Origin of the sequence: Pseudomonas sp. GOM6 (assembly GCF_029537485.1) — a bacterium.
In the GTDB taxonomy this organism is placed as follows: domain Bacteria; phylum Pseudomonadota; class Gammaproteobacteria; order Pseudomonadales; family Pseudomonadaceae; genus Aquipseudomonas.
Window position 1 is genome coordinate 133,227 of sequence record NZ_JARPUS010000006.1, and the last position, 17,245, is coordinate 150,471.

Consider the following 17,245-nt stretch of genomic DNA (forward strand, 5'->3'; position numbering starts at 1 on the left):
AAGCGCATTCGCCCGGCCAATGGTGCTTCCGCTTTATTGCGCCAGGCTCTAGCCTGACGCTTTGCGCCGTTACAGAAACCGCCATGACCCCCGACTTCCAACCCGCCTGGTGGCTACCCAGCCCGCACCTGCAGACCCTGTGGGGCTCGCTATGCCGCACGCCGCCCCAGCTGCAGCGCCAGCGCGAACGCCTGTGGCTGGAAGATGGCGACTTCCTTGATCTCGACTGGTACGGCCCGCACGAGGCCGGCGCCCCGCTGGTGCTGGTGCTGCACGGGTTGACCGGCTCCTCCAGCTCGCACTACGTGCTCGGCCTGCAGCAGCAGCTGGCGGCACAGGGCTGGGCCAGTGTGGCGCTGAACTGGCGCGGCTGCTCCGGCGAGCCCAACCTGCTGCCGCGCGGCTATCACTCCGGCGTCAGCGAAGATGTGGTCAGCGTGATTCAGCACCTGCAGGCGCAGCGGCCGCTGGCGCCGCTGTATGCGGTAGGTTATTCGCTGGGCGGCAACGTGCTGCTCAAGTACCTAGGCGAAAGCGGCAGGAACTCGGGACTGCAGGGCGCGGTGGCGGTGTCGGTGCCGTTTCGTCTGGATCACTGCGCCGAGCGCATCGACCGCGGTTTCTCCAAGGTCTATCAGGCGCACTTCATGCGCGAGCTGGTGGCCTACGTGCGCGACAAGCAGCAGCGCTTCACCGACGAGGGCCATCACGAGCGCCTGGCAGCCCTGCAGGCCCTCGGCCCGCTGGACGGCATGCGCACCTTCTGGGACTTCGACGGCCGCTTCACCGCGCCGCTGCACGGCTACACCGATGCCGACGACTACTACCGCCGCGCCTCCAGCCGCTACTACCTGGAGCAGATCCGCACCCGCACGCTGATCATCCAGTCCAGCGACGACCCCTTCGTCTTCCCGCACAGCGTGCCCCAGGCCCACGAACTCTCGGCCAGCACCCGCCTGGAGCTGCACGCGCGCGGCGGCCACGTCGGCTTCATTGGTGGTTCGCCGCGCCTGCCGGACTACTACCTGGAGCGGCGCATCCCCAACTGGCTCAGCACCAGCCGCTAATCAAGCCAGGCACCCACCCAGGGCCATCGGTGAGGGAAGCGCGCCGTCAAACCAAGACGGTCGATACGCCACAGCTCCGGCAGATCACCCTGAATCCGTGCCAGTACCTTCAGGCGGCGATTGGGTGCGCTGAACGCCGGCTGTAACTCGGCCGGTATGGCAATGCTGTCTTCCGCCCGCCGCACCACCTGCGCGGGCAGAAAGCTGCCGTCGGGCATACGGATGCGCAATGGCTGGCCGGGCACTGCGTAGCCGGCATCACGCGGCTCCAGATAGATCCACAGCTGCACATCATCCAGACGATGCTGTCGCAGCAGCAAGGTGCCCGGCCCGACATTCTCGCCCTCCGCCACCAGCACTTCGCTGACCACGCCTGTCACCGGCGCAACCAGCGTCAGCCCCTGCAGACGTCCTTCCAGCCAGACACGCTCCAGCTGACGTTGCTGTGCGCCAAGATCCGGCACGGAAACCCTGCGCTGCTGACGATCAAACTGCAGCAGATCACGCTGGCGACGATCACGCTCATCACGCGCCGCCTGCACCTCGCCACGGGTCGCGGCTCCGGCAGCCTGCAACGCGGAAAGCTGGCTCAAGCGCTGCTCGGCGCTGCCCAACAGGCGTTGCAACGTGGCACGCTCACGCACCTCCAGCGCATCGTCAGCCGGCAACTCCGCCGGCTCATCCGGCGTGCCCAGCAGCGCCAAACGAGCTCGCCACTCAGGGTTGTCCATTTGTATCAACGCCTGCCCAGCCGCTACGCGCTCCCCGGGTTTGACCAGGATTTGCTGCACCTGGCCCGGCTCACGCGCGCGCAACTCACTGCCGGGCAGCAGCAGCTGGGCTGGTGCCTCAATCAACCAGATGCTGAGCAGCGCACGGCCAGCCAACCACAGCAAGGGGCTGGTCACCGCGAGCAGGATCAGATACCAGCGCAGCTTGAAAGCCAGCCGCTTGCCTGGCGCATACAGCACTTGCAGGCCCTGGTCCTGGGTGGGTTTTTCTTCCTTGGAACTGCTGAAACGGATCTTCATGAAAGACTCAATGTGGGTAATGGGTCCAGTCCTGCCAATCGATGCCGGTCACCCTCAGCGGCTGCAGGCGCACACGCCAGCGCTCCACCTGTTGCTGCAACTGCCCAGGAGCCACACCGGCCCAGGTTTCCTCAGCCGCCAGCTGTGGCTCGACACTCTGGGCCAGACGGAAGCGTAAAGCGGGCCAGCGCTGGGCGATCTGCTCGGTCAACTCGGCACTGCGCTGGGCGTTGCGCGTGTAGATCATCAGGCTGACCTGCTGCACGCCACGCTGCGGCAAGGCACAAGGCACGCAGGTCTGCCCGGGCTGCGGTTCGGCGAACCAACGGTGGTGGCTGGACAGCTCCAGCGGCCAGGGGTTGAGGCTGGCCACTGCCGTCAGGGTGTCGAGCCAATCGCGCAGGCGGCTATCCGGCACCGGCCAACCCAACTGCTCAACCTCCAGATCCAGGTGCAGGGCGTCGAACGGCAAGCCCTGCAACTCACCAAGCAGATCGAGCAGGCCTTGCCGCCCAGCCGGCTGTATCCAGGCCGGATCGCCCAATAGCAAACCGACCTGCAGACCCTGGGCATGGGCTTCCTCAAGGGTCGTCTGCAGGCGCTGACGCAGAACAGGCATCTCTTTCACCTGGGCGGCAGACAGGCCGATATAGAGGCGCTGCATACCGGCGCGGCGCAGTTCACGCAGCTCCGCGCGCCGGCTGGACGCGCGCAGCAGGCGACGGCTGTCCCACACATAAACGCCCTGACGCCATTCGCCCTCGCTGGCCATGGCTGTGTCCCAGCGCTCGCGGTACTCACCCAGCAACCCGGCCAGAGCGGCATCATCCTCGGCAAACAGGCGCAGTGCCGCCTCGCGCAACCAGGCGGCGTGCCAGGCGGCAATCAATCTCAGCCCAGCGCCATACTGCCCCAGCGCAGCAGCCAGCTCATTCTGCACGCCCCGTTCAAGCTCGGCATCACGCCGCAGACGTTGCTCGCGGTATGCCTGTTTCGCCGCTGCCAGCTCCTCACGGGCACCAGCCAGCTCGTCCATCGCCGTACGCTGGGCACGCAGGGCCTGGCTCAGCCCCAGCACCAGCTGTTCACGCTCAGCCTCCAGCCGCGCCAACGCAGCCCGATGACGAGCCTCGGCCTCACGATCACCGGCCGCGCCGTATCCCAGCAGATCGAGAGGCGCGGACAGCGTGATACTGGCAACCAGGCCGTCGCCATGCTTGGCCGCCCCGCTACGATCTTCGTAGCTCTGCGCCAGAGTGAAACTGGAATCCAGCCCGGCATACCAGGGAGAGTGGCGATCACGCTCGGCCTGACGCAGCTCGCCGCGCCGTTCACGAAGGCGTGGATGACGCTCCAATGCCTGCTGCCAGGCCACAAGAGGCCGGACATCGGCGGCCAATGGCTCGGCCTCGGCCTGTTGCCGGGCGCCGATGGACTGGCCGGCGATACCGGCCACGGCAGCACGCGTCTCTTCGACCAGCTCGGTCACTCGCCGACAGCGACGCTCCAGCGTTTGCCACTGTCCTTGCTGCAGGCGCGCTTCGGAGGCCAGCAGCCACCCCTCGCTGCGACGTTTTTCAAGGCGCAGCCGGGCATCATGCGCGGCGGGCAACAGCTCAGCGCACCAGCGCTGCTCCTGCTCTGCACGCCACCAATCGGCATAGGCGCTGCGCAGGGCAAGACGCTGCTCAGCCCTGCGCAGGAGGTGGCGGGCTTGCTGGCGCTGCTGCTCAAGTTCGACGGCCTCGACCGCCTGTACCTGCCGGCGCAGGCTGCCCAACAACGGGTGGCGCAGCCCCAGTGCCAGGTCACGCCCATAGTAGTCATCACGTACGCTGTCGGTGACCAACTCGCGATAGCGACCTGTACCCGCCGTGGTGTACCACTGCCAACCGGCCTCGGCCTCACGCTGCTCGCGCTGGGCCTGCAGAGCATCCTGCTCGGCCCGACCAGCCCGGCCCACCGCACCATCATCCAGCCCGGCCAGCAACGCCTGAAGCGGTAGCGGCTCAGCCTGCACCAGGCCTGCGGCCAGCATCAGGCCGACCAGGGATAGGGAGCGCAACATCTAGAACCTCTTCGCCTTCTTGAGAACCCACCAAGGGGCCATGCTGGTTTCCTCGTGGCCGCGCCGCAGCGCCTCGTTGAGCATTGCCACCGCACTCCAGCAGCGCATCACCAGCATGAACAGCGGGAACAGGAACACCACAGGCAGCAATCTGACATCCTGGCGTGGGCGCTCGGACACCATGGCCAGCATGGCCAGGTACATCAGCAAGGTCACGCCCAGGTAGATCAGGTAGATGACCCCGCTCAAAGCCAGGTAGTGGGTCAGCGGCAGAACGAACAGGCCCGCCACCAGATAACCGAAAATGATGAAGGGCAGTACCAACTGGAAGAAGAAGCCGCTGACCAGGGTCATCAGAAAATTGGGCCAGCCAAGCAGGCGCGGATTGAAGCTGTGCCGGTGCTTGCGGATGTACAGAAAGTACAGGTCGCCATCCCAGCGCAGGCGCTGCATGAGGAACTGCTTGAAAGTAGTCGGCGCGTCGGTGTGGCCAATGGCGCGCGGCTCGAAAGGGATGCGCAGCGGCTGGCGCCCGAAGTAGTTCTTGATCCGCAAGGTAATGTCGAGATCCTCGGCGGTATGGGTATCCCAGCCACCGATCTTGTCGAGAAAGCTGCGCCGGAAAGCACCGAAGGCCCCGGAAACGTTGTTCACCAGGTTCCACTCGCTGAGGCCGATCTTCGCCATGTGGATCGACAGCAGGTACTCCAGCGCCTGCATGGCAGTGGTCAGTGAGGACGTCCAGTTACGTACGCGCAGGCTGCCGGCCACGGCCGGCACTCGCGGGTCGGCGAAATGACGAACGATGTGGGTGACCATGTCGTTGTCGAACGAGGTATCGCCGTCCAGCGCCATGATGATCTCCCCGGTGCAGTGGGCCAGGCCGGAGTTCAATGATGAGACACGACCGCCGCGTTGCCACTTGGCAATCGGCCGCAACAGACGGCGCGGGTACAGCACGCGGTCAACCTGAAAATCACGTACCGCCTGCATGGTCGGCTGGTTCACGGCGGCGCCATCGACCACCGGAATCATCTCGATGTCGCCCTCGTAGGTCTGCTCGCACAGGCTGCGCAGGGTGCTCTGCACATCCAGCCCTTCGCTGTAGCAGGTGATGATGCAGGACACCCGAGGCCGGTAGGTATTGTCCTGCGGCAGTTCAAAGGGCTTGCGCACAAACCAGCGCAGCACCCCCAGCAGCACCAGCATGTTGAGGGGGACCTCCAGCAGCAGGAAGGCGGGCATCAGGCTGACCAACATGCGCACCAGGCCGTCGCCCTTGTCGAGCTCGGCGGCCAGTAGCATCCATTGCTGAAGGATAGCTTCCATGGCCTCAGATCAGCATGCCGCCCAGGCGGGCCAGAAGCAGGGCGGCGTCTTCCTGATCCAGCAAGTCGTCCGGCGCACAGAAACCGACCTGCTGCACCTCGATACGTGCTTCGGTTTCGCTCGAGACACGCTCGGCCCCTTTGGCCAAGCGACTCTTGACCACCGCCAAACCGGCTGCATCGGTATGCGGCATCAGCAGCCACAGCGTCTCCTCGCTCAAGCGGCAGCAGCGATCCGTTTCCCGTACCGCTTCATGCAGTCGCTCGACCAGGCCATCGATCAAGGCATGGCCGCGCATCTCGCCAAGACGCTCAAGGGTTTCCAGCAGATTGACGAAGCGCAACCCCAGCAGAGAGAACGGCGGCCTCTTGTGCCGGCGAACCAGTTGCAGCTGCCACTCCAGCAACTCGTGGAAGCTACGTCGCGAAAGCAGATCAAGGCTGCCAAACTGCTCCCGGCTCTCCGCGCCGCCGTCGAACCCCTGCCGACACCTCAGGCGCCCGGCTTCGGCCAGGCGGAAATGGCGCACTTCGCGCACGCGCAGCTTGTCCGGCTCATGGTGCTCACCGCAATCCAGGCAACGTGCCTCTACCGCGGCATCGACGAAGAATGCCTGGCAGCTGCGGCAACGATAGTTCTCCAAGGGCCGATCGTAGTCACTGCCGATATGGCGCAGACGGCTCAGGCAGTTGGGGCACAGCAACAGGCCATCTTTGAGGAAGTGCTCCTGGGCCCCGACATGGCCACAGGTAAAGCAGTGCAACGAGGGTTGCCGGGAAATATCCAAAGCCTGGCACTCGGGGCACACGTCGACATAGTTCAAACGCCCCGAGCCACATGCGGTACACAGCCGCAAACGATCAATCAGCGCCCCCTCTTCCAACCAGCCCTGCTGCAGCATCAACTGCAGCCAGGAAAAGTCATTGATCGCCTCGCCATCGGCCAGCGCCTCCAGCAGCGGGTAGCGATAGTGTTGGGCGATGCCGGCATCCCGTACCGCATGAACGTCACCGCGCGAGCGCAGCCACAGCCAGGCCAGAACGCGCGCTTCAAAGCGCTCGGGCGCGGCGCCCCGATTGAACAGGTGAAAGCGCTCGCGCCAGAGGCGCCATAGTGGCGTGATTGCCCCAAGGTCCGCCGGTGGCGGCCCGTCCCCGAGCGCCTCACACCAGGCATCCTGGTCCTGGCAGCAGTAGATGGGCACAAAACGATATGCCCTTTCCATGCGCAAGCTGCGCAACTGCTGACCTGCCATGACACCAGGCAGATCGATCAACAGGATGTCGTATGAAGAAGCCGCCAGAAGACTGGGCAGATCGATATAGCGCTCTGCGTCCAGGCCGGGGAACTGAGAAAAAGCAGTGCCCAGCACGGCGACTCGGGGCGAAGAAGTCTGCATGGTTACAACTCAAACGTGGCGAGGCAGACGGTGCCTCCATGCCGGTATAAAACTAGCATACCCCGATTGCCCACCAGGACGCCTGAGTCAATAGACCGCCATTTTCATCAACCGCGCAGCATGGTTTCTATCGGCACATGCAAACGCTGCAACAGGCCCTCTACTTCAACCCGCGCCGACTCCCCGACATAGCCACTCTCCAGCGCCAGCACCTGGAAAATGCCACGCCGCATCATCTCCTCCGTGAGATCCGTGGAATCACTACGCATGGTGCAGAGAAAACGTACCCAGGAGGTCAGGATGATCCAGCTGTTGAGCGTCAGCGCTTCGATCTGCTGATCGTTCATGATCAGGATGCCGACCTCGGCAAATCCTTGATAGATACCTCTCGCCCCCTGCAGGCAACGGCGGGCGAAGGCGCGGTAGCGCTCGGCCAGCTCGGCATCGGTTTCCAGCAGGTGTTCCAGGTCGCGATGCAGGAAGCGGTAATGCCACATGGCCGCCAGCAGTGCCTGCAAATAGAAGGTCTTGTCCTCCACCGTCAGCGCGCGCCCCTCGGGACGCCGCAGGAAGGCGTCGACGCGGCTTTCATACTGGGCGAACAGCTCGGCGATGATCGCCTGCTTGTTGCGGAAGTGGTAGTACAGGTTGCCCGGCGACATGCCCAGATGGGCGGCGATATGGTTGGTGGTCACGCTGCGCTCGCCCTGAGCGTTGAACAGCTCCAGGCTGGCTTCGACGATGCGGTCGCGGGTCTTGTTCTTCGGGGCCATGGTTCGGTTCGTTGCGGCGTTCGCGCAAAAGTTACAGGGAAGCAGTCTGTCTGACGACCGGTGAAGAGGCTGTTTGACACTTTAGAGTAATTGCTCTAAAAATTGTAGCCACCTTAACTGCCGCCCACGAGGACGCCCGCCATGGTCGCCGATGTTGCCTACCTTCAGCAGAACCAACAGCAGATCGACGCCCTGGAGCCCATGCTGGCCGCCCAGCGCGCCGCCTTCCGCGCCAACCCCATGCCCAGCGCCGAGCAGCGCCTGGCCTGGCTGAAGACCCTGCGCGAGCTGATCCACCAGGAGAAGGACGCGCTGATCGCCGCCCTGCACGCCGACTTCAGCAACCGTGCCGAGAGCGAGACCATGCTGGCCGAGATCATGGCCAGCCTGAACGGCATCCACTACGCCAGCAAGCGCCTGAAGAAGTGGATGAAGCCGTCGAAGCGCTCGGTCGACATGTCCTTCCAGCCGGCCAAGGCCAAGGTGATCTACCAGCCGCTGGGGGTGATCGGGGTGATCTCGCCGTGGAACTACCCGCTGTTCCTCGCCTTCGGCCCGCTGATCGGCGCGCTGTCCGCCGGCAACCGGGTGATGATCAAGATGAGCGAGGCCACCCCGGTGACCTCGCAACTGGTCAAGGACATCCTGGCCAAGGCCTTCCCCGAGGATCTGGTCGCCGTGGTGCTGGGCGAGGCCGAGGTCGGCCAGGCCTTCTCCCGCCTGCCCTTCGACCACCTGCTGTTCACCGGCGCCACCAGCATCGGCAAGCACGTGATGCGCGCCGCCGCGGACAACCTGGTGCCGGTCACCCTGGAGCTGGGCGGCAAGTCGCCGGCCATCGTCTCCGCCGACGTGCCGATGCTCGACGCCGCCGAGCGCATCGCCTTCGGCAAGACCATGAACGCCGGGCAGACCTGCGTGGCGCCGGACTATGTGCTGGTGCCGGAGGGCCGCGTCGAGGAGTTCGTAAACACCTACCGCCAGGTGGTGCAGCGCTTCTACCCCAAGCTGGAAAACAACCCGGACTACACCGCCGTGATCAACGAGCGCCAGCTCAGCCGCCTCAAGGGCTATATCAGCGACGCCGAGAGCAAGGGCGCGCAGGTCATCCGCCTGTTCGACAAGGATCAGGAGCGGCGCATGGCCCAGTGCCTGCTACTGAACACCAACGATGAAATGAAGGTGATGCAGGACGAGATCTTCGGCCCGCTGCTGCCGGTGGTGCCGTACAGCGGCATCGAGCAGGCTTTCGACTACATCAACGATCGCCCGCGCCCGCTGGCGCTGTACTACTTCGGCTACGACAAGGCCGAGCAGGAGCGCGTGCTGGTCGAGACCCACTCCGGCGGCGTGTGCATCAACGACACCATGCTGCACGTGGCCCAGGACGACATGCCGTTCGGCGGCGTCGGCCCCTCCGGCATGGGCCATTACCATGGCCACGAGGGCTTCCTCACCTTCAGCAAAGCCAAGGCGGTGCTGATCAAGCAGCGATTCAACGGCGCGCGTTTGATCTACCCTCCTTACGGCAAGCCGCTGCAGAAGTTGATCCAGAAACTCTTCCTTCGCTGATTAGCTCACGGGGCCATAACAACAATGACCGATACCCCCACCAACACCGTGTCGCTGTCGCGACGCGGCCTGCTCAAGGTCGGTCTGCTCGGCGGTGCCCTGCTCGGCACCGCCGGCCTGGCTGCCAGCCTCAGCGGCTGCTCGTCACCGGCGGCCGCCAGCGGCTTCGCCATCCTGCGCGAGAGCGACCTGGTTTTTCTGCGCGCACTGATTCCGGTGCTGCTCGACGGCGCCGTGACCAGCGGCAATATGCCGGCGGCGGTGGATGCCACCCTGCTGGGCATCGACCAGAGCCTCGACCATGTCTCGCCGGAGCTGCTCAAGCTCACCCAGCAACTGTTCGACGTGCTGGCCATGGGCGCCACCCGAGGCCCGCTGACGGGCATCTGGCGCAACTGGGACAACGCCAGCGCCGCCGAAATACGCCAGTTCCTCGACCGCTGGGAACACAGTTCGCTGGAACTGCTGCGCATGGGCCACGAATCGCTGGTCAAGATGGTGCTGATGTCCTGGTACGCCCGGCCGCAATCCTGGGCTCACTGCGGTTACCCCGGCCCACCCACGGTCTGACTGCCGCCATACCTACAAGAACTAGAAAGAGAGACCGAAGATGCCTGTACCCGACAGTTTCCGCGAAGGCCTGGCCCGAGGCTGGATCACCTATGACGGCTCCAGTCTGGAGCAGGACCTGCTACTGGAAGCCGATGTCGCTATCATCGGTAGCGGCGCTGGCGGCGGCACCACCGCGGAGATCCTCAGCGCTGCCGGCTACAAGGTGCTGCTGATCGAAGAAGGCCCGCTGAAGACCAGCAGCGACTTCAAGATGCAGGAAGCCGACGCCTATCCGCAGCTGTACCAGGAAGGCGTCGGGCGCATGAGCAAGGATGGCGCCATCATCATCCTGCAGGGCCGTGCCGTCGGCGGCACCACCCTGGTCAACTGGACCTCCAGCTTCCGCACCCCGGAGCCGACCCTGCAGCACTGGGCCGAGGCCCATAACGTCAAAGGCCACAGCCCGGCCGAAATGGCCCCCTGGTTCGAGCAGATGGAGCAGCGCCTGGGCGTCACGCCCTGGGCCATTCCACCCAACCCCAACAATCAGGTGATCAAGGACGGCTGCGAAAAGCTCGGCTACGCCTGGCACATCATCCCGCGCAACGTGCGCGGCTGCTGGAACCTGGGCTACTGCGGCATGGGCTGCCCGACCAACGCCAAGCAGTCGATGCTGGTCACCACCATTCCCGCCACCCTGGACAAGGGCGGCGCCCTGCTCTATCTGGCCCGCGCCGAACGTCTGATCCACGACGGCGAGCGCATCAGCGGCCTGGAATGCGTAGGCATGGACGCGCGCTGCGTAGCGCCCAACGGCCGGCGCATCATGGTCAAGGCAAGACACTACGTACTGGCTGGCGGCGGCATCAACAGCCCAGCGCTACTGATGCGCTCCGAGGCGCCTGACCCACACCAGCGGGCCGGCAAGCGCACCTTCCTGCATGTGGTGAACTTCTCCGCGGCGCAGTTCGAGCAGGTCATCAACCCGTTCTACGGCGCCCCGCAGTCGGTGTATTCCGACCAGTTCCAGTGGGACGACGGCACCACCGGGCGCATGTCCTACAAGCTGGAAGTGCCGCCGCTGCAGCCGGCACTGACCTCCACCCTGCTCGGCGGCATCGGTCAGGACAATGCCCAACGCATGGCCCAGCTGCCGCACACCAACGTACTGCTGGCACTGATGCGCGATGGCTTCCACCCAGACAGCGCCGAAGGCACGGTTGAGCTACGTGGCGACGGCACGCCGGTACTCGACTACCGCATGACCGACTACAGCTGGGACGGCATCCGCCGCGCCTTCCACAGCATGGCCGAGATCCAGTTCGCCGCCGGGGCCAAGGCCGTCATGCCACTGCATGCAGCCGCTGGCTACGTGAAGAGCCTGGGTGAAGCCAAGACGCTGATCGACAATCTCGATCTGCGCCTGTTCCAGACCCGCCTGGGCAGTGCCCACGTGATGGGCGGCTGCGCCATGGGCGAAGATCCGAAAATGGCAGTCACCGACAGCCTGGGTCGCCACCACCAGCTGGAGAACCTCTCGATCCATGACGGCTCGCTGTTCCCCACCAGCATCGGCGCCAACCCGCAGCTGTCGATCTACGGCCTGACCGCGAAACTCGCCACGTTGCTGGCCGAGCGCCTCAAGGCATGAGCAAGCTGATCGGCGCCCTGCTGCTGGTGGCCGGCATCATTCACCTGCTGCCGCTGATCGGCGTGCTTGGCGGCGATCGGCTCAACGCGCTCTACGGCCTGGCGCTCGATGAGCCCAACCTGCAGATTCTCATGCGCCACCGTGCGGTGCTCTTCGGCCTGCTCGGCACGCTGCTGGTGGCGGCCGCCTTCGTTCCCGGCCTGCGCGGCCTGGCCCTGCTTGGCGGCCTGATCAGCGTTGTCAGCTTCCTCCTGCTGGCCTGGAGCGCGCCGCTCTACAACGAGGCTTTACGCCGAGTGGTGGTGGCCGACTGGGTGGCCCTGGCCTGCCTGCTACTGGCCCTACCCCTGCACCTGCGCACGGCCTGAGGCTTTTCCCTGAGCAAAGCGCTGCGCTACCATCCGCGACTCTTACCGCTCCGAGCAGGACGAGACGATGAATCGAGTGTTGTACCCGGGCACCTTCGACCCGATCACCAAAGGTCACGGCGACCTGATCGAGCGCGCCTCGCGCCTATTCGACACCGTGATCATCGCGGTCGCCGCCAGCCCGAAGAAGAACCCGCTGTTCCCCCTGGAACAACGCGTCGAGCTCGTGCGCGAAGTCACCAAACACCTGCCCAACGTCGAGATCGTCGGCTTCTCCACCCTGCTCGCGCACTTCGTCAAGGAACAGAACGCCAACATCCTCCTGCGCGGCCTGCGCGCGGTATCGGACTTCGAGTACGAGTTCCAGCTGGCCAACATGAATCGCCAGCTGGCGCCGGACGTTGAGAGCATGTTCCTCACCCCGTCGGAGAAGTACTCCTTCATCTCCTCGACCCTGGTGCGCGAGATCGCCGCCCTCGGTGGCGACATCACCAAATTCGTTCATCCGACCGTGGCCCAGGCACTGTCCGAGCGGTTCCAGCGCTGATCTGCGCATGACACCGGGCTCGCCAATCCGGCACAATTCGCACCACTGAATGCCTGAAAACGCCATGCCCAAACGCATGGCTGGAGTTGCCCGATGTCCCTGAAAATCACCGACGACTGCATCAACTGCGACGTCTGCGAGCCCGAGTGCCCCAACGGCGCCATTTCCCAGGGTGAGGAGATCTACGTGATCGACCCCAACCTGTGTACCGAATGCGTCGGCCACTACGACGAACCGCAATGCCAGCAGGTCTGTCCGGTGGACTGCATCCCCCTCGACGAGGCCAACGTCGAGAGCAAGGACGAGCTGATGCAGAAGTACCTGATCATCACCGGCAAAGCCTGATTCCCCACTCCCGCACGATCTCCGCTAGGCTGTTGTTCCCAGCCCGCGGATTGATCGAACGCATGCTCAGAACTGCTCTTCTCTTCTGCCTGCTGCTCTGCACGAGCCTGGTGCAGGCAACCGACGGTAAGCCCAACCGGGCCGCCGTTGCCAGCGCACACCCGACTGCCACCGTTGCCGGTCTGGAAACCCTGGCCCAGGGCGGCAACGCCTTCGATGCCGCTGTCGCGATTGCCGCAGCCCTCGCCGTCGCCGAGCCCTATGGCTCTGGGCTGGGCGGTGGAGGCTTTTTCCTGCTGCGCCAGGCGGGTGAGAAACCCGTCTATCGCTTCCTCGACGCCCGCGAGCGGGCGCCGCTGAGTGCCGGCCCGGACCTGTATCGGCGTAACGGCCAGGTGCAACGCGAGCTGTCGCTGAACGGCCCACTGGCAGCGGCCATACCCGGTCTGCCCGCCGCCCTGGCCCTGCTCGCCGAGCGCTACGGCCAGTTGCCCCTGGCCTACTCACTGACCCCGGCAATGCGCCTGGCCCGTGACGGCGTGGGCATCGACCCGATCTATCGCGAACGAGCCGAATGGCGCCTCGAAGCTATGCAGAAGGATGGTGAAACCGCGCGCATCTTTCTCGACCAAGGCCGTCTGCCGCCGTTGCACGGCCTGCTCCGCCAGCCCGAACTGGAACGTACTCTGCAACGCCTGGCGGACAACGGCCATAGCGGTTTCTATGGCGGCGAAACGGCACGTCGGCTGCTGGCAGGCGTGCGTGCCGCCGGCGGCATCTGGAGCGAGCGCGACTTGCGTGAATACCGCGTGGTCGAGCGCCAACCGCTGCGCTTTTCACTCGCCGACGGTCGCGAGCTGATCAGCGCGCCACCGCCCTCGGCCGGCGGCGTGGCCATCGCCCAAAGCCTGGCCATGCTCCAGCAACTGCCCTGGCAGAAGGCCGGCGACGTGCAACGCAGCCACTACGTGAGTGAAGTGCTGCGCCGCGCCTACCGCGATCGCGGCCTGCTAGGCGATCCCGACCAGGTGCGCAACCCGCTGGCTCAGTTGCTCGACAGCCATTACCTGCGCGGCCTTGCCAAGGGCATTGAGCTGCAATCCGCCACACCCAGCAGCAGCCTGCCGCCGGCACCTGCCTGGCGTGAGGGGGACCACACCACCCACTTCACCGTGATCGATACCCAGGGCAACGCCGTGACCGCCACCCTGTCGATCAACCTGCCCTTCGGCGCCGCCTTCACTGTGCCGGGCACCGGCGTCCTGCTCAACAACGAGATGGACGACTTCGCTGCCGACCCCAATGGCAGCAACGTCTACGGCCTGACTGGCAGCCAGGCCAATGCCATCGCCGGCGGAAAACGCCCGCTGTCGAGCATGAGCCCGACCTTCATCGAAAGCGAAGCGGAACTGGCCTCCTTTGGCACCCCCGGAGGCAGCCGCATCCCCAGCATGGTGCTGCTGGCCGTGCTCGATTACCTGGACGGCAAGCCGGTACAACAGTGGCCGGCTACACCGCGTTACCACCACCAGTACCTGCCGGATGTCATCGAGTACGAACCCGGCGCCTTCAGCGCTGGCCAACGCGCCAGCCTGGAGATGCGCGGGCACACGCTAAGCCAGGTCAACCGCCGCTATGGCAACCAGCAGGTACTGCTATGGCGCAAGCAGAACGGCCAGGTCGAAGCCGCCAGCGATCCACGAGGCGTTGGCCGCGCCGATTTCTGGCCGGCCGAAAACCAAGAAGCCGGTCACTAGGCCGGCTTCTTGGTTACATGCGGGGAGAAGAATCAGTCCTTCTTGTAGCCGCTCTCGGTGCAGCCCAGGCAACGCACGAAAGCGGCCATGCCCGGCTCGACCACCAGCGCTTCGCCGGCTTCCTTGACGTTGCCACCCAATGCGGTGAACGGCAGGCTGACGAGGAATACACCGGCGCCGATGATGGTGCCGGCGATCAGCAGCGGGCGGGCGATAACCAGGTCACCGACCATGGCATAGGCCGGTGGGGCTTCGACGGTGTAGGTCGGATCACCACTGACATTCTGCTGAGCCACGTCCGCCTGCGCCGGCAGTGCCAGCAGGCCAGTGGTCAGAGCCAAGACAGCGGCGGTGGTGCGAAACAGGTTCATGGCGCAGTCCTTCATTATGTGTAGTTATGGCAGAGCGTACGGCTAACTATAACAGCGCCTACGCAATTGTCAGCGTGAACGCCGTCAATCGCCGTGGAATGCGAACTGCGGCTTCTTCGGAACAAAGGGCCGGAAAAATGCCAACAGGGCACGCAGATCTGCTTCCGCATCCCCGCTGGGATAAAACGGAGAACCAATGACCACCCGCCGATTGGCAAAGTCCAGCGCCCCCGGCACGATGGGTACACCGGCCCCCACGGCGATGTGATAGAAGCCCATCTTCCAACGTTCCACCTTCTTGCGCGTGCCCTCCGGCGACAGCACCAGAATGAATTCAGGGTTGTCGCGAAAGCCCTGAATCGCCTGCTCCACCATGTTCAGACTCAAATGGCGCTGGATAGGGATGCCGCCCCAGCTGCGCATCAGTCCGGCGAACGGCCAGCGGAAGATGCTGTGCTTGCCGAACCAGCGCGCATTCAGGCGCAGCACGAACTTTAGGGCGATGAAAATCACGAAGTCCCAGTTGGAGGTGTGGTGAGCACCGATGGCAACGAACTTGTCGAGCCTGGGCAGTTCACCTTCGATGCGCCACCCCAGAAGGCGCAGTACGGTTCGCCCCAACCACGCAGCGAACGGATTGGGCGGCAGGTAGTTGCCGGACATCTATTACCTCTTGTTATTGTTCTCGGCCGTTATTCTGACTGCGTTCAACGCTGGCATTTCGGGCAGTACACGCTGGCGCGCTGGCCCAGCTTCACCTCACGTAGCGTGCTGCCGCACACCTTGCAGAACTGGCCGCCACGACCGTAGGCGAACAGCTCCTGCTGGAAATAGCCGGGCTGGCCGTCGCCGCCGATGAAATCGCGAAGGGTCGTGCCGCCACGCTCGATGGCATGAGCCAGGATGCGCTTGATCTCCAGCGCCAGCGCCATATAACGCGCACGGGAAATGGAGCCGGCGGCGCGCCGCGGGTCGATACCGGCGGAGAACAGGGCTTCCGTGGCGTAGATGTTGCCCACACCCACGACCACCGCGTTATCCATGATGAACGGCTTAACCGCCATGCTGCGACCGCGTGACAGCTGGTACAGGCGCTCGCCATCGAACAGGTCGGTGAGTGGCTCCGGGCCCAGCTTGAGCAGCAGTTCATGGTTGAGCGGATCATCGCTCCACAACAGCGCACCGAAGCGCCGCGGGTCGGTGTAGCGCAGCGCCAGCCCCGACTCCAGTTCGATATCGACATGCTCATGCTTGGCCGCGGGTGTACCCACCGGCACCAGGCGCAGGTTGCCGGACATGCCCAGATGGCCGATCAGCGTGCCGCTTTCGGCCTTGATCAGCAGGTACTTGGCGCGCCGCTCAACACACTCGATGCGCTGGCCGGACAGGCGCACGTCGAGGTCTTCGGGAATCGGCCAGCGCAGGCGGCGCTCGCGCACCAGCACACGGCTGACGCGCTGGCCTTCAAGATGAGGAGCGATGCCACGACGGGTGGTTTCGACTTCGGGTAGTTCAGGCATGGAAAACTCGGGGCACTACGGAGCAGCCGCCACCCTAGCAGGAAGCTGGCGAGCAGGAAATCAGGCCACGCCCAGCTCGCGGATGCTTTCGCGCAGGTTCTCGAAGTCGTACTCGGACAGCCCCACGTACTCCAGCACCAGCTGCTGGATGCTGGCCCACTCGTGATCGTCTTCCTGGTTGCCCAGCACTTTGTAGCTGGAGCAGATGTGCTCAGCCATCTTGAGGATGGCCATCAGCGTCTTCAGCTGGGCGTCGCGGCCGCCTTCTTCCTCGAAGAAGGACAACGCGTTGTGGTGGTTGGCAATCGCCTCGCACAGGTGCAGCGGCAGGTTCCACGACTTGGCGGTGAAGTAGCCGACCACCGCGTGGTTGGTATTGAGCAGGCGGTTCTCGGTGTCCACCACGCGGCGCTCGCTGCCGGCGTTGTAGTAGGCCTCTTCCAGCACCGTCATGTAGTTGGGGAAGCGCTTGAGCATCAGCGGGATGCCGCAGTTGTGGAACAGGCCCAGGGTGTAGGCCTCGTCCGGCGACTGGTAGCCGATGCGCTTGGCTAGGGTCAGGCAGGTGTTGGCCACGTCCTGGGCGGTATCCCAGAAGCGGTTGAGGGTGACGATGGCTTCGTCGGTCAGCTCACCCTTGATCGACTGGGCATTGATCAGGTTGATCACCGTGTCGCAACCGAGCAGGTTGACCGCCTGCTGGATCGAGGCGATGCGGTTGGCCAGGCCGAAGTGCGGCGAGTTGACGATCTTCAGCAACGCGCCGGACAGACCGGGGTCCTGGCTGATCAGCTTGGCGATGGTCTTCAGGTCCGGGTTGGGCAGGAACTGCTCCATCTGCAGGTCGACCATGATCTGCGGTTGAGGCGGCACGCTGATGCCCTGCAGCACCTGG

General features: G+C 64.7%; 17 protein-coding genes. 8 read left to right on the plus strand and 9 right to left on the minus strand.

What is annotated here, in order from left to right; all coding sequences use genetic code 11:
* Positions 1-83 precede the first annotated feature (83 nt).
* Complete coding sequence (locus P7A97_RS09315; RefSeq protein WP_277689657.1) at positions 84-1,067, plus strand: hydrolase; 984 nt, start codon at positions 84-86, stop codon at positions 1,065-1,067.
* Here P7A97_RS09315 and P7A97_RS09320 read toward each other — a convergent pair.
* The 5 genes from P7A97_RS09320 to P7A97_RS09340 all read right to left on the minus strand — a co-directional run bounded on the left by P7A97_RS09320 (position 1,064) and on the right by P7A97_RS09340 (position 7,667).
* Complete coding sequence (locus tag P7A97_RS09320; protein WP_277689658.1) at positions 1,064-2,098, minus strand: HlyD family efflux transporter periplasmic adaptor subunit; 1,035 nt, start codon at positions 2,096-2,098, stop codon at positions 1,064-1,066. The two genes, P7A97_RS09315 and P7A97_RS09320, sit on opposite strands and share 4 nt — an antisense overlap.
* Positions 2,099-2,105: 7 nt before the next feature.
* A complete protein-coding gene (locus P7A97_RS09325) occupies positions 2,106-4,166 on the minus strand; it encodes a TolC family protein (protein ID WP_277689659.1) in 2,061 nt (686 codons plus the stop codon).
* Positions 4,167-5,495, minus strand: coding sequence for a glycosyltransferase (locus tag P7A97_RS09330; RefSeq protein WP_277689660.1), 1,329 nt, complete (start codon positions 5,493-5,495; stop codon positions 4,167-4,169).
* A 4-nt stretch (positions 5,496-5,499) separates the two neighbouring features.
* Positions 5,500-6,894, minus strand: coding sequence for a diguanylate cyclase (locus P7A97_RS09335; protein ID WP_277689661.1), 1,395 nt, complete (start codon positions 6,892-6,894; stop codon positions 5,500-5,502).
* 107 nt (positions 6,895-7,001) lie between these two features.
* Positions 7,002-7,667: a TetR/AcrR family transcriptional regulator gene (locus tag P7A97_RS09340; RefSeq protein WP_277689662.1), complete on the minus strand. Its 666-nt coding sequence runs from the start codon at positions 7,665-7,667 to the stop codon at positions 7,002-7,004.
* A gap of 141 nt (positions 7,668-7,808) precedes the next feature.
* Here P7A97_RS09340 and P7A97_RS09345 point away from each other — a divergent pair, with 141 nt between their 5' ends.
* The 7 genes from P7A97_RS09345 to ggt all read left to right on the plus strand — a co-directional run bounded on the left by P7A97_RS09345 (position 7,809) and on the right by ggt (position 14,459).
* A complete protein-coding gene (locus P7A97_RS09345; protein ID WP_277689663.1) occupies positions 7,809-9,239 on the plus strand; it encodes a coniferyl aldehyde dehydrogenase in 1,431 nt (476 codons plus the stop codon).
* 24 nt (positions 9,240-9,263) lie between these two features.
* Complete coding sequence (locus tag P7A97_RS09350) at positions 9,264-9,809, plus strand: twin-arginine translocation pathway signal protein (protein WP_277689664.1); 546 nt, start codon at positions 9,264-9,266, stop codon at positions 9,807-9,809.
* A 40-nt stretch (positions 9,810-9,849) separates the two neighbouring features.
* Entirely contained in the window at positions 9,850-11,442 is a 1,593-nt protein-coding gene (locus P7A97_RS09355) for a GMC family oxidoreductase (RefSeq protein WP_277689665.1), read from the plus strand.
* A complete protein-coding gene (locus P7A97_RS09360) occupies positions 11,439-11,810 on the plus strand; it encodes a phosphopantetheine adenylyltransferase (RefSeq protein WP_277689666.1) in 372 nt (123 codons plus the stop codon). Before P7A97_RS09355 ends, P7A97_RS09360 begins: the two co-directional genes overlap by 4 nt.
* A gap of 67 nt (positions 11,811-11,877) precedes the next feature.
* The gene (coaD, locus tag P7A97_RS09365) at positions 11,878-12,357 is read left to right on the plus strand and encodes a pantetheine-phosphate adenylyltransferase (RefSeq protein ID WP_277689667.1); all 480 of its coding nucleotides are present in this window, start codon (positions 11,878-11,880) and stop codon (positions 12,355-12,357) included.
* Positions 12,358-12,450: 93 nt separating this feature from the next.
* Positions 12,451-12,702: a YfhL family 4Fe-4S dicluster ferredoxin gene (locus tag P7A97_RS09370; RefSeq protein ID WP_068827545.1), complete on the plus strand. Its 252-nt coding sequence runs from the start codon at positions 12,451-12,453 to the stop codon at positions 12,700-12,702.
* Positions 12,703-12,764: 62 nt separating this feature from the next.
* Entirely contained in the window at positions 12,765-14,459 is a 1,695-nt protein-coding gene (gene ggt / locus P7A97_RS09375) for a gamma-glutamyltransferase (RefSeq protein ID WP_277689668.1), read from the plus strand.
* A gap of 32 nt (positions 14,460-14,491) precedes the next feature.
* Here the strand turns inward: ggt and P7A97_RS09380 are convergent, their stop codons facing one another.
* The 4 genes from P7A97_RS09380 to P7A97_RS09395 all read right to left on the minus strand — a co-directional run bounded on the left by P7A97_RS09380 (position 14,492) and on the right by P7A97_RS09395 (position 17,223).
* Positions 14,492-14,830 (minus strand): multidrug transporter, encoded by a 339-nt coding sequence (locus P7A97_RS09380; RefSeq protein WP_277689669.1) that lies wholly within the window; start codon positions 14,828-14,830, stop codon positions 14,492-14,494.
* 84 nt (positions 14,831-14,914) lie between these two features.
* On the minus strand, positions 14,915-15,493 hold the full coding sequence (locus P7A97_RS09385; protein ID WP_277689670.1) for a lysophospholipid acyltransferase family protein: 579 nt from the start codon (positions 15,491-15,493) through the stop codon (positions 14,915-14,917).
* Between the two features lie 44 nt (positions 15,494-15,537).
* Positions 15,538-16,350 carry a bifunctional DNA-formamidopyrimidine glycosylase/DNA-(apurinic or apyrimidinic site) lyase gene (mutM, locus tag P7A97_RS09390; protein WP_277689671.1) on the minus strand — a complete coding sequence of 271 codons (813 nt, stop codon included), beginning with the start codon at positions 16,348-16,350 and terminating at the stop codon, positions 15,538-15,540.
* A 60-nt stretch (positions 16,351-16,410) separates the two neighbouring features.
* Complete coding sequence (locus P7A97_RS09395) at positions 16,411-17,223, minus strand: HDOD domain-containing protein (protein WP_277689759.1); 813 nt, start codon at positions 17,221-17,223, stop codon at positions 16,411-16,413.
* Positions 17,224-17,245: the final 22 nt, after the last annotated feature.

Bases quoted from the DNA above. Each gene is read 5' to 3' on its own strand.
- P7A97_RS09315 (WP_277689657.1), top strand. From the start codon at position 84: ATGACCCCCGACTTCCAACCCGCCTGGTGGCTACCCAGCCCGCACCTG.
- P7A97_RS09320 (WP_277689658.1), bottom strand. From the start codon at position 2,098: ATGAAGATCCGTTTCAGCAGTTCCAAGGAAGAAAAACCCACCCAGGAC.
- P7A97_RS09325 (WP_277689659.1), bottom strand. From the start codon at position 4,166: ATGTTGCGCTCCCTATCCCTGGTCGGCCTGATGCTGGCCGCAGGCCTG.
- P7A97_RS09330 (WP_277689660.1), bottom strand. From the start codon at position 5,495: ATGGAAGCTATCCTTCAGCAATGGATGCTACTGGCCGCCGAGCTCGAC.
- P7A97_RS09335 (WP_277689661.1), bottom strand. From the start codon at position 6,894: ATGCAGACTTCTTCGCCCCGAGTCGCCGTGCTGGGCACTGCTTTTTCT.
- P7A97_RS09340 (WP_277689662.1), bottom strand. From the start codon at position 7,667: ATGGCCCCGAAGAACAAGACCCGCGACCGCATCGTCGAAGCCAGCCTG.
- P7A97_RS09345 (WP_277689663.1), top strand. From the start codon at position 7,809: ATGGTCGCCGATGTTGCCTACCTTCAGCAGAACCAACAGCAGATCGAC.
- P7A97_RS09350 (WP_277689664.1), top strand. From the start codon at position 9,264: ATGACCGATACCCCCACCAACACCGTGTCGCTGTCGCGACGCGGCCTG.
- P7A97_RS09355 (WP_277689665.1), top strand. From the start codon at position 9,850: ATGCCTGTACCCGACAGTTTCCGCGAAGGCCTGGCCCGAGGCTGGATC.
- P7A97_RS09360 (WP_277689666.1), top strand. From the start codon at position 11,439: ATGAGCAAGCTGATCGGCGCCCTGCTGCTGGTGGCCGGCATCATTCAC.
- coaD (WP_277689667.1), top strand. From the start codon at position 11,878: ATGAATCGAGTGTTGTACCCGGGCACCTTCGACCCGATCACCAAAGGT.
- P7A97_RS09370 (WP_068827545.1), top strand. From the start codon at position 12,451: ATGTCCCTGAAAATCACCGACGACTGCATCAACTGCGACGTCTGCGAG.
- ggt (WP_277689668.1), top strand. From the start codon at position 12,765: ATGCTCAGAACTGCTCTTCTCTTCTGCCTGCTGCTCTGCACGAGCCTG.
- P7A97_RS09380 (WP_277689669.1), bottom strand. From the start codon at position 14,830: ATGAACCTGTTTCGCACCACCGCCGCTGTCTTGGCTCTGACCACTGGC.
- P7A97_RS09385 (WP_277689670.1), bottom strand. From the start codon at position 15,493: ATGTCCGGCAACTACCTGCCGCCCAATCCGTTCGCTGCGTGGTTGGGG.
- mutM (WP_277689671.1), bottom strand. From the start codon at position 16,350: ATGCCTGAACTACCCGAAGTCGAAACCACCCGTCGTGGCATCGCTCCT.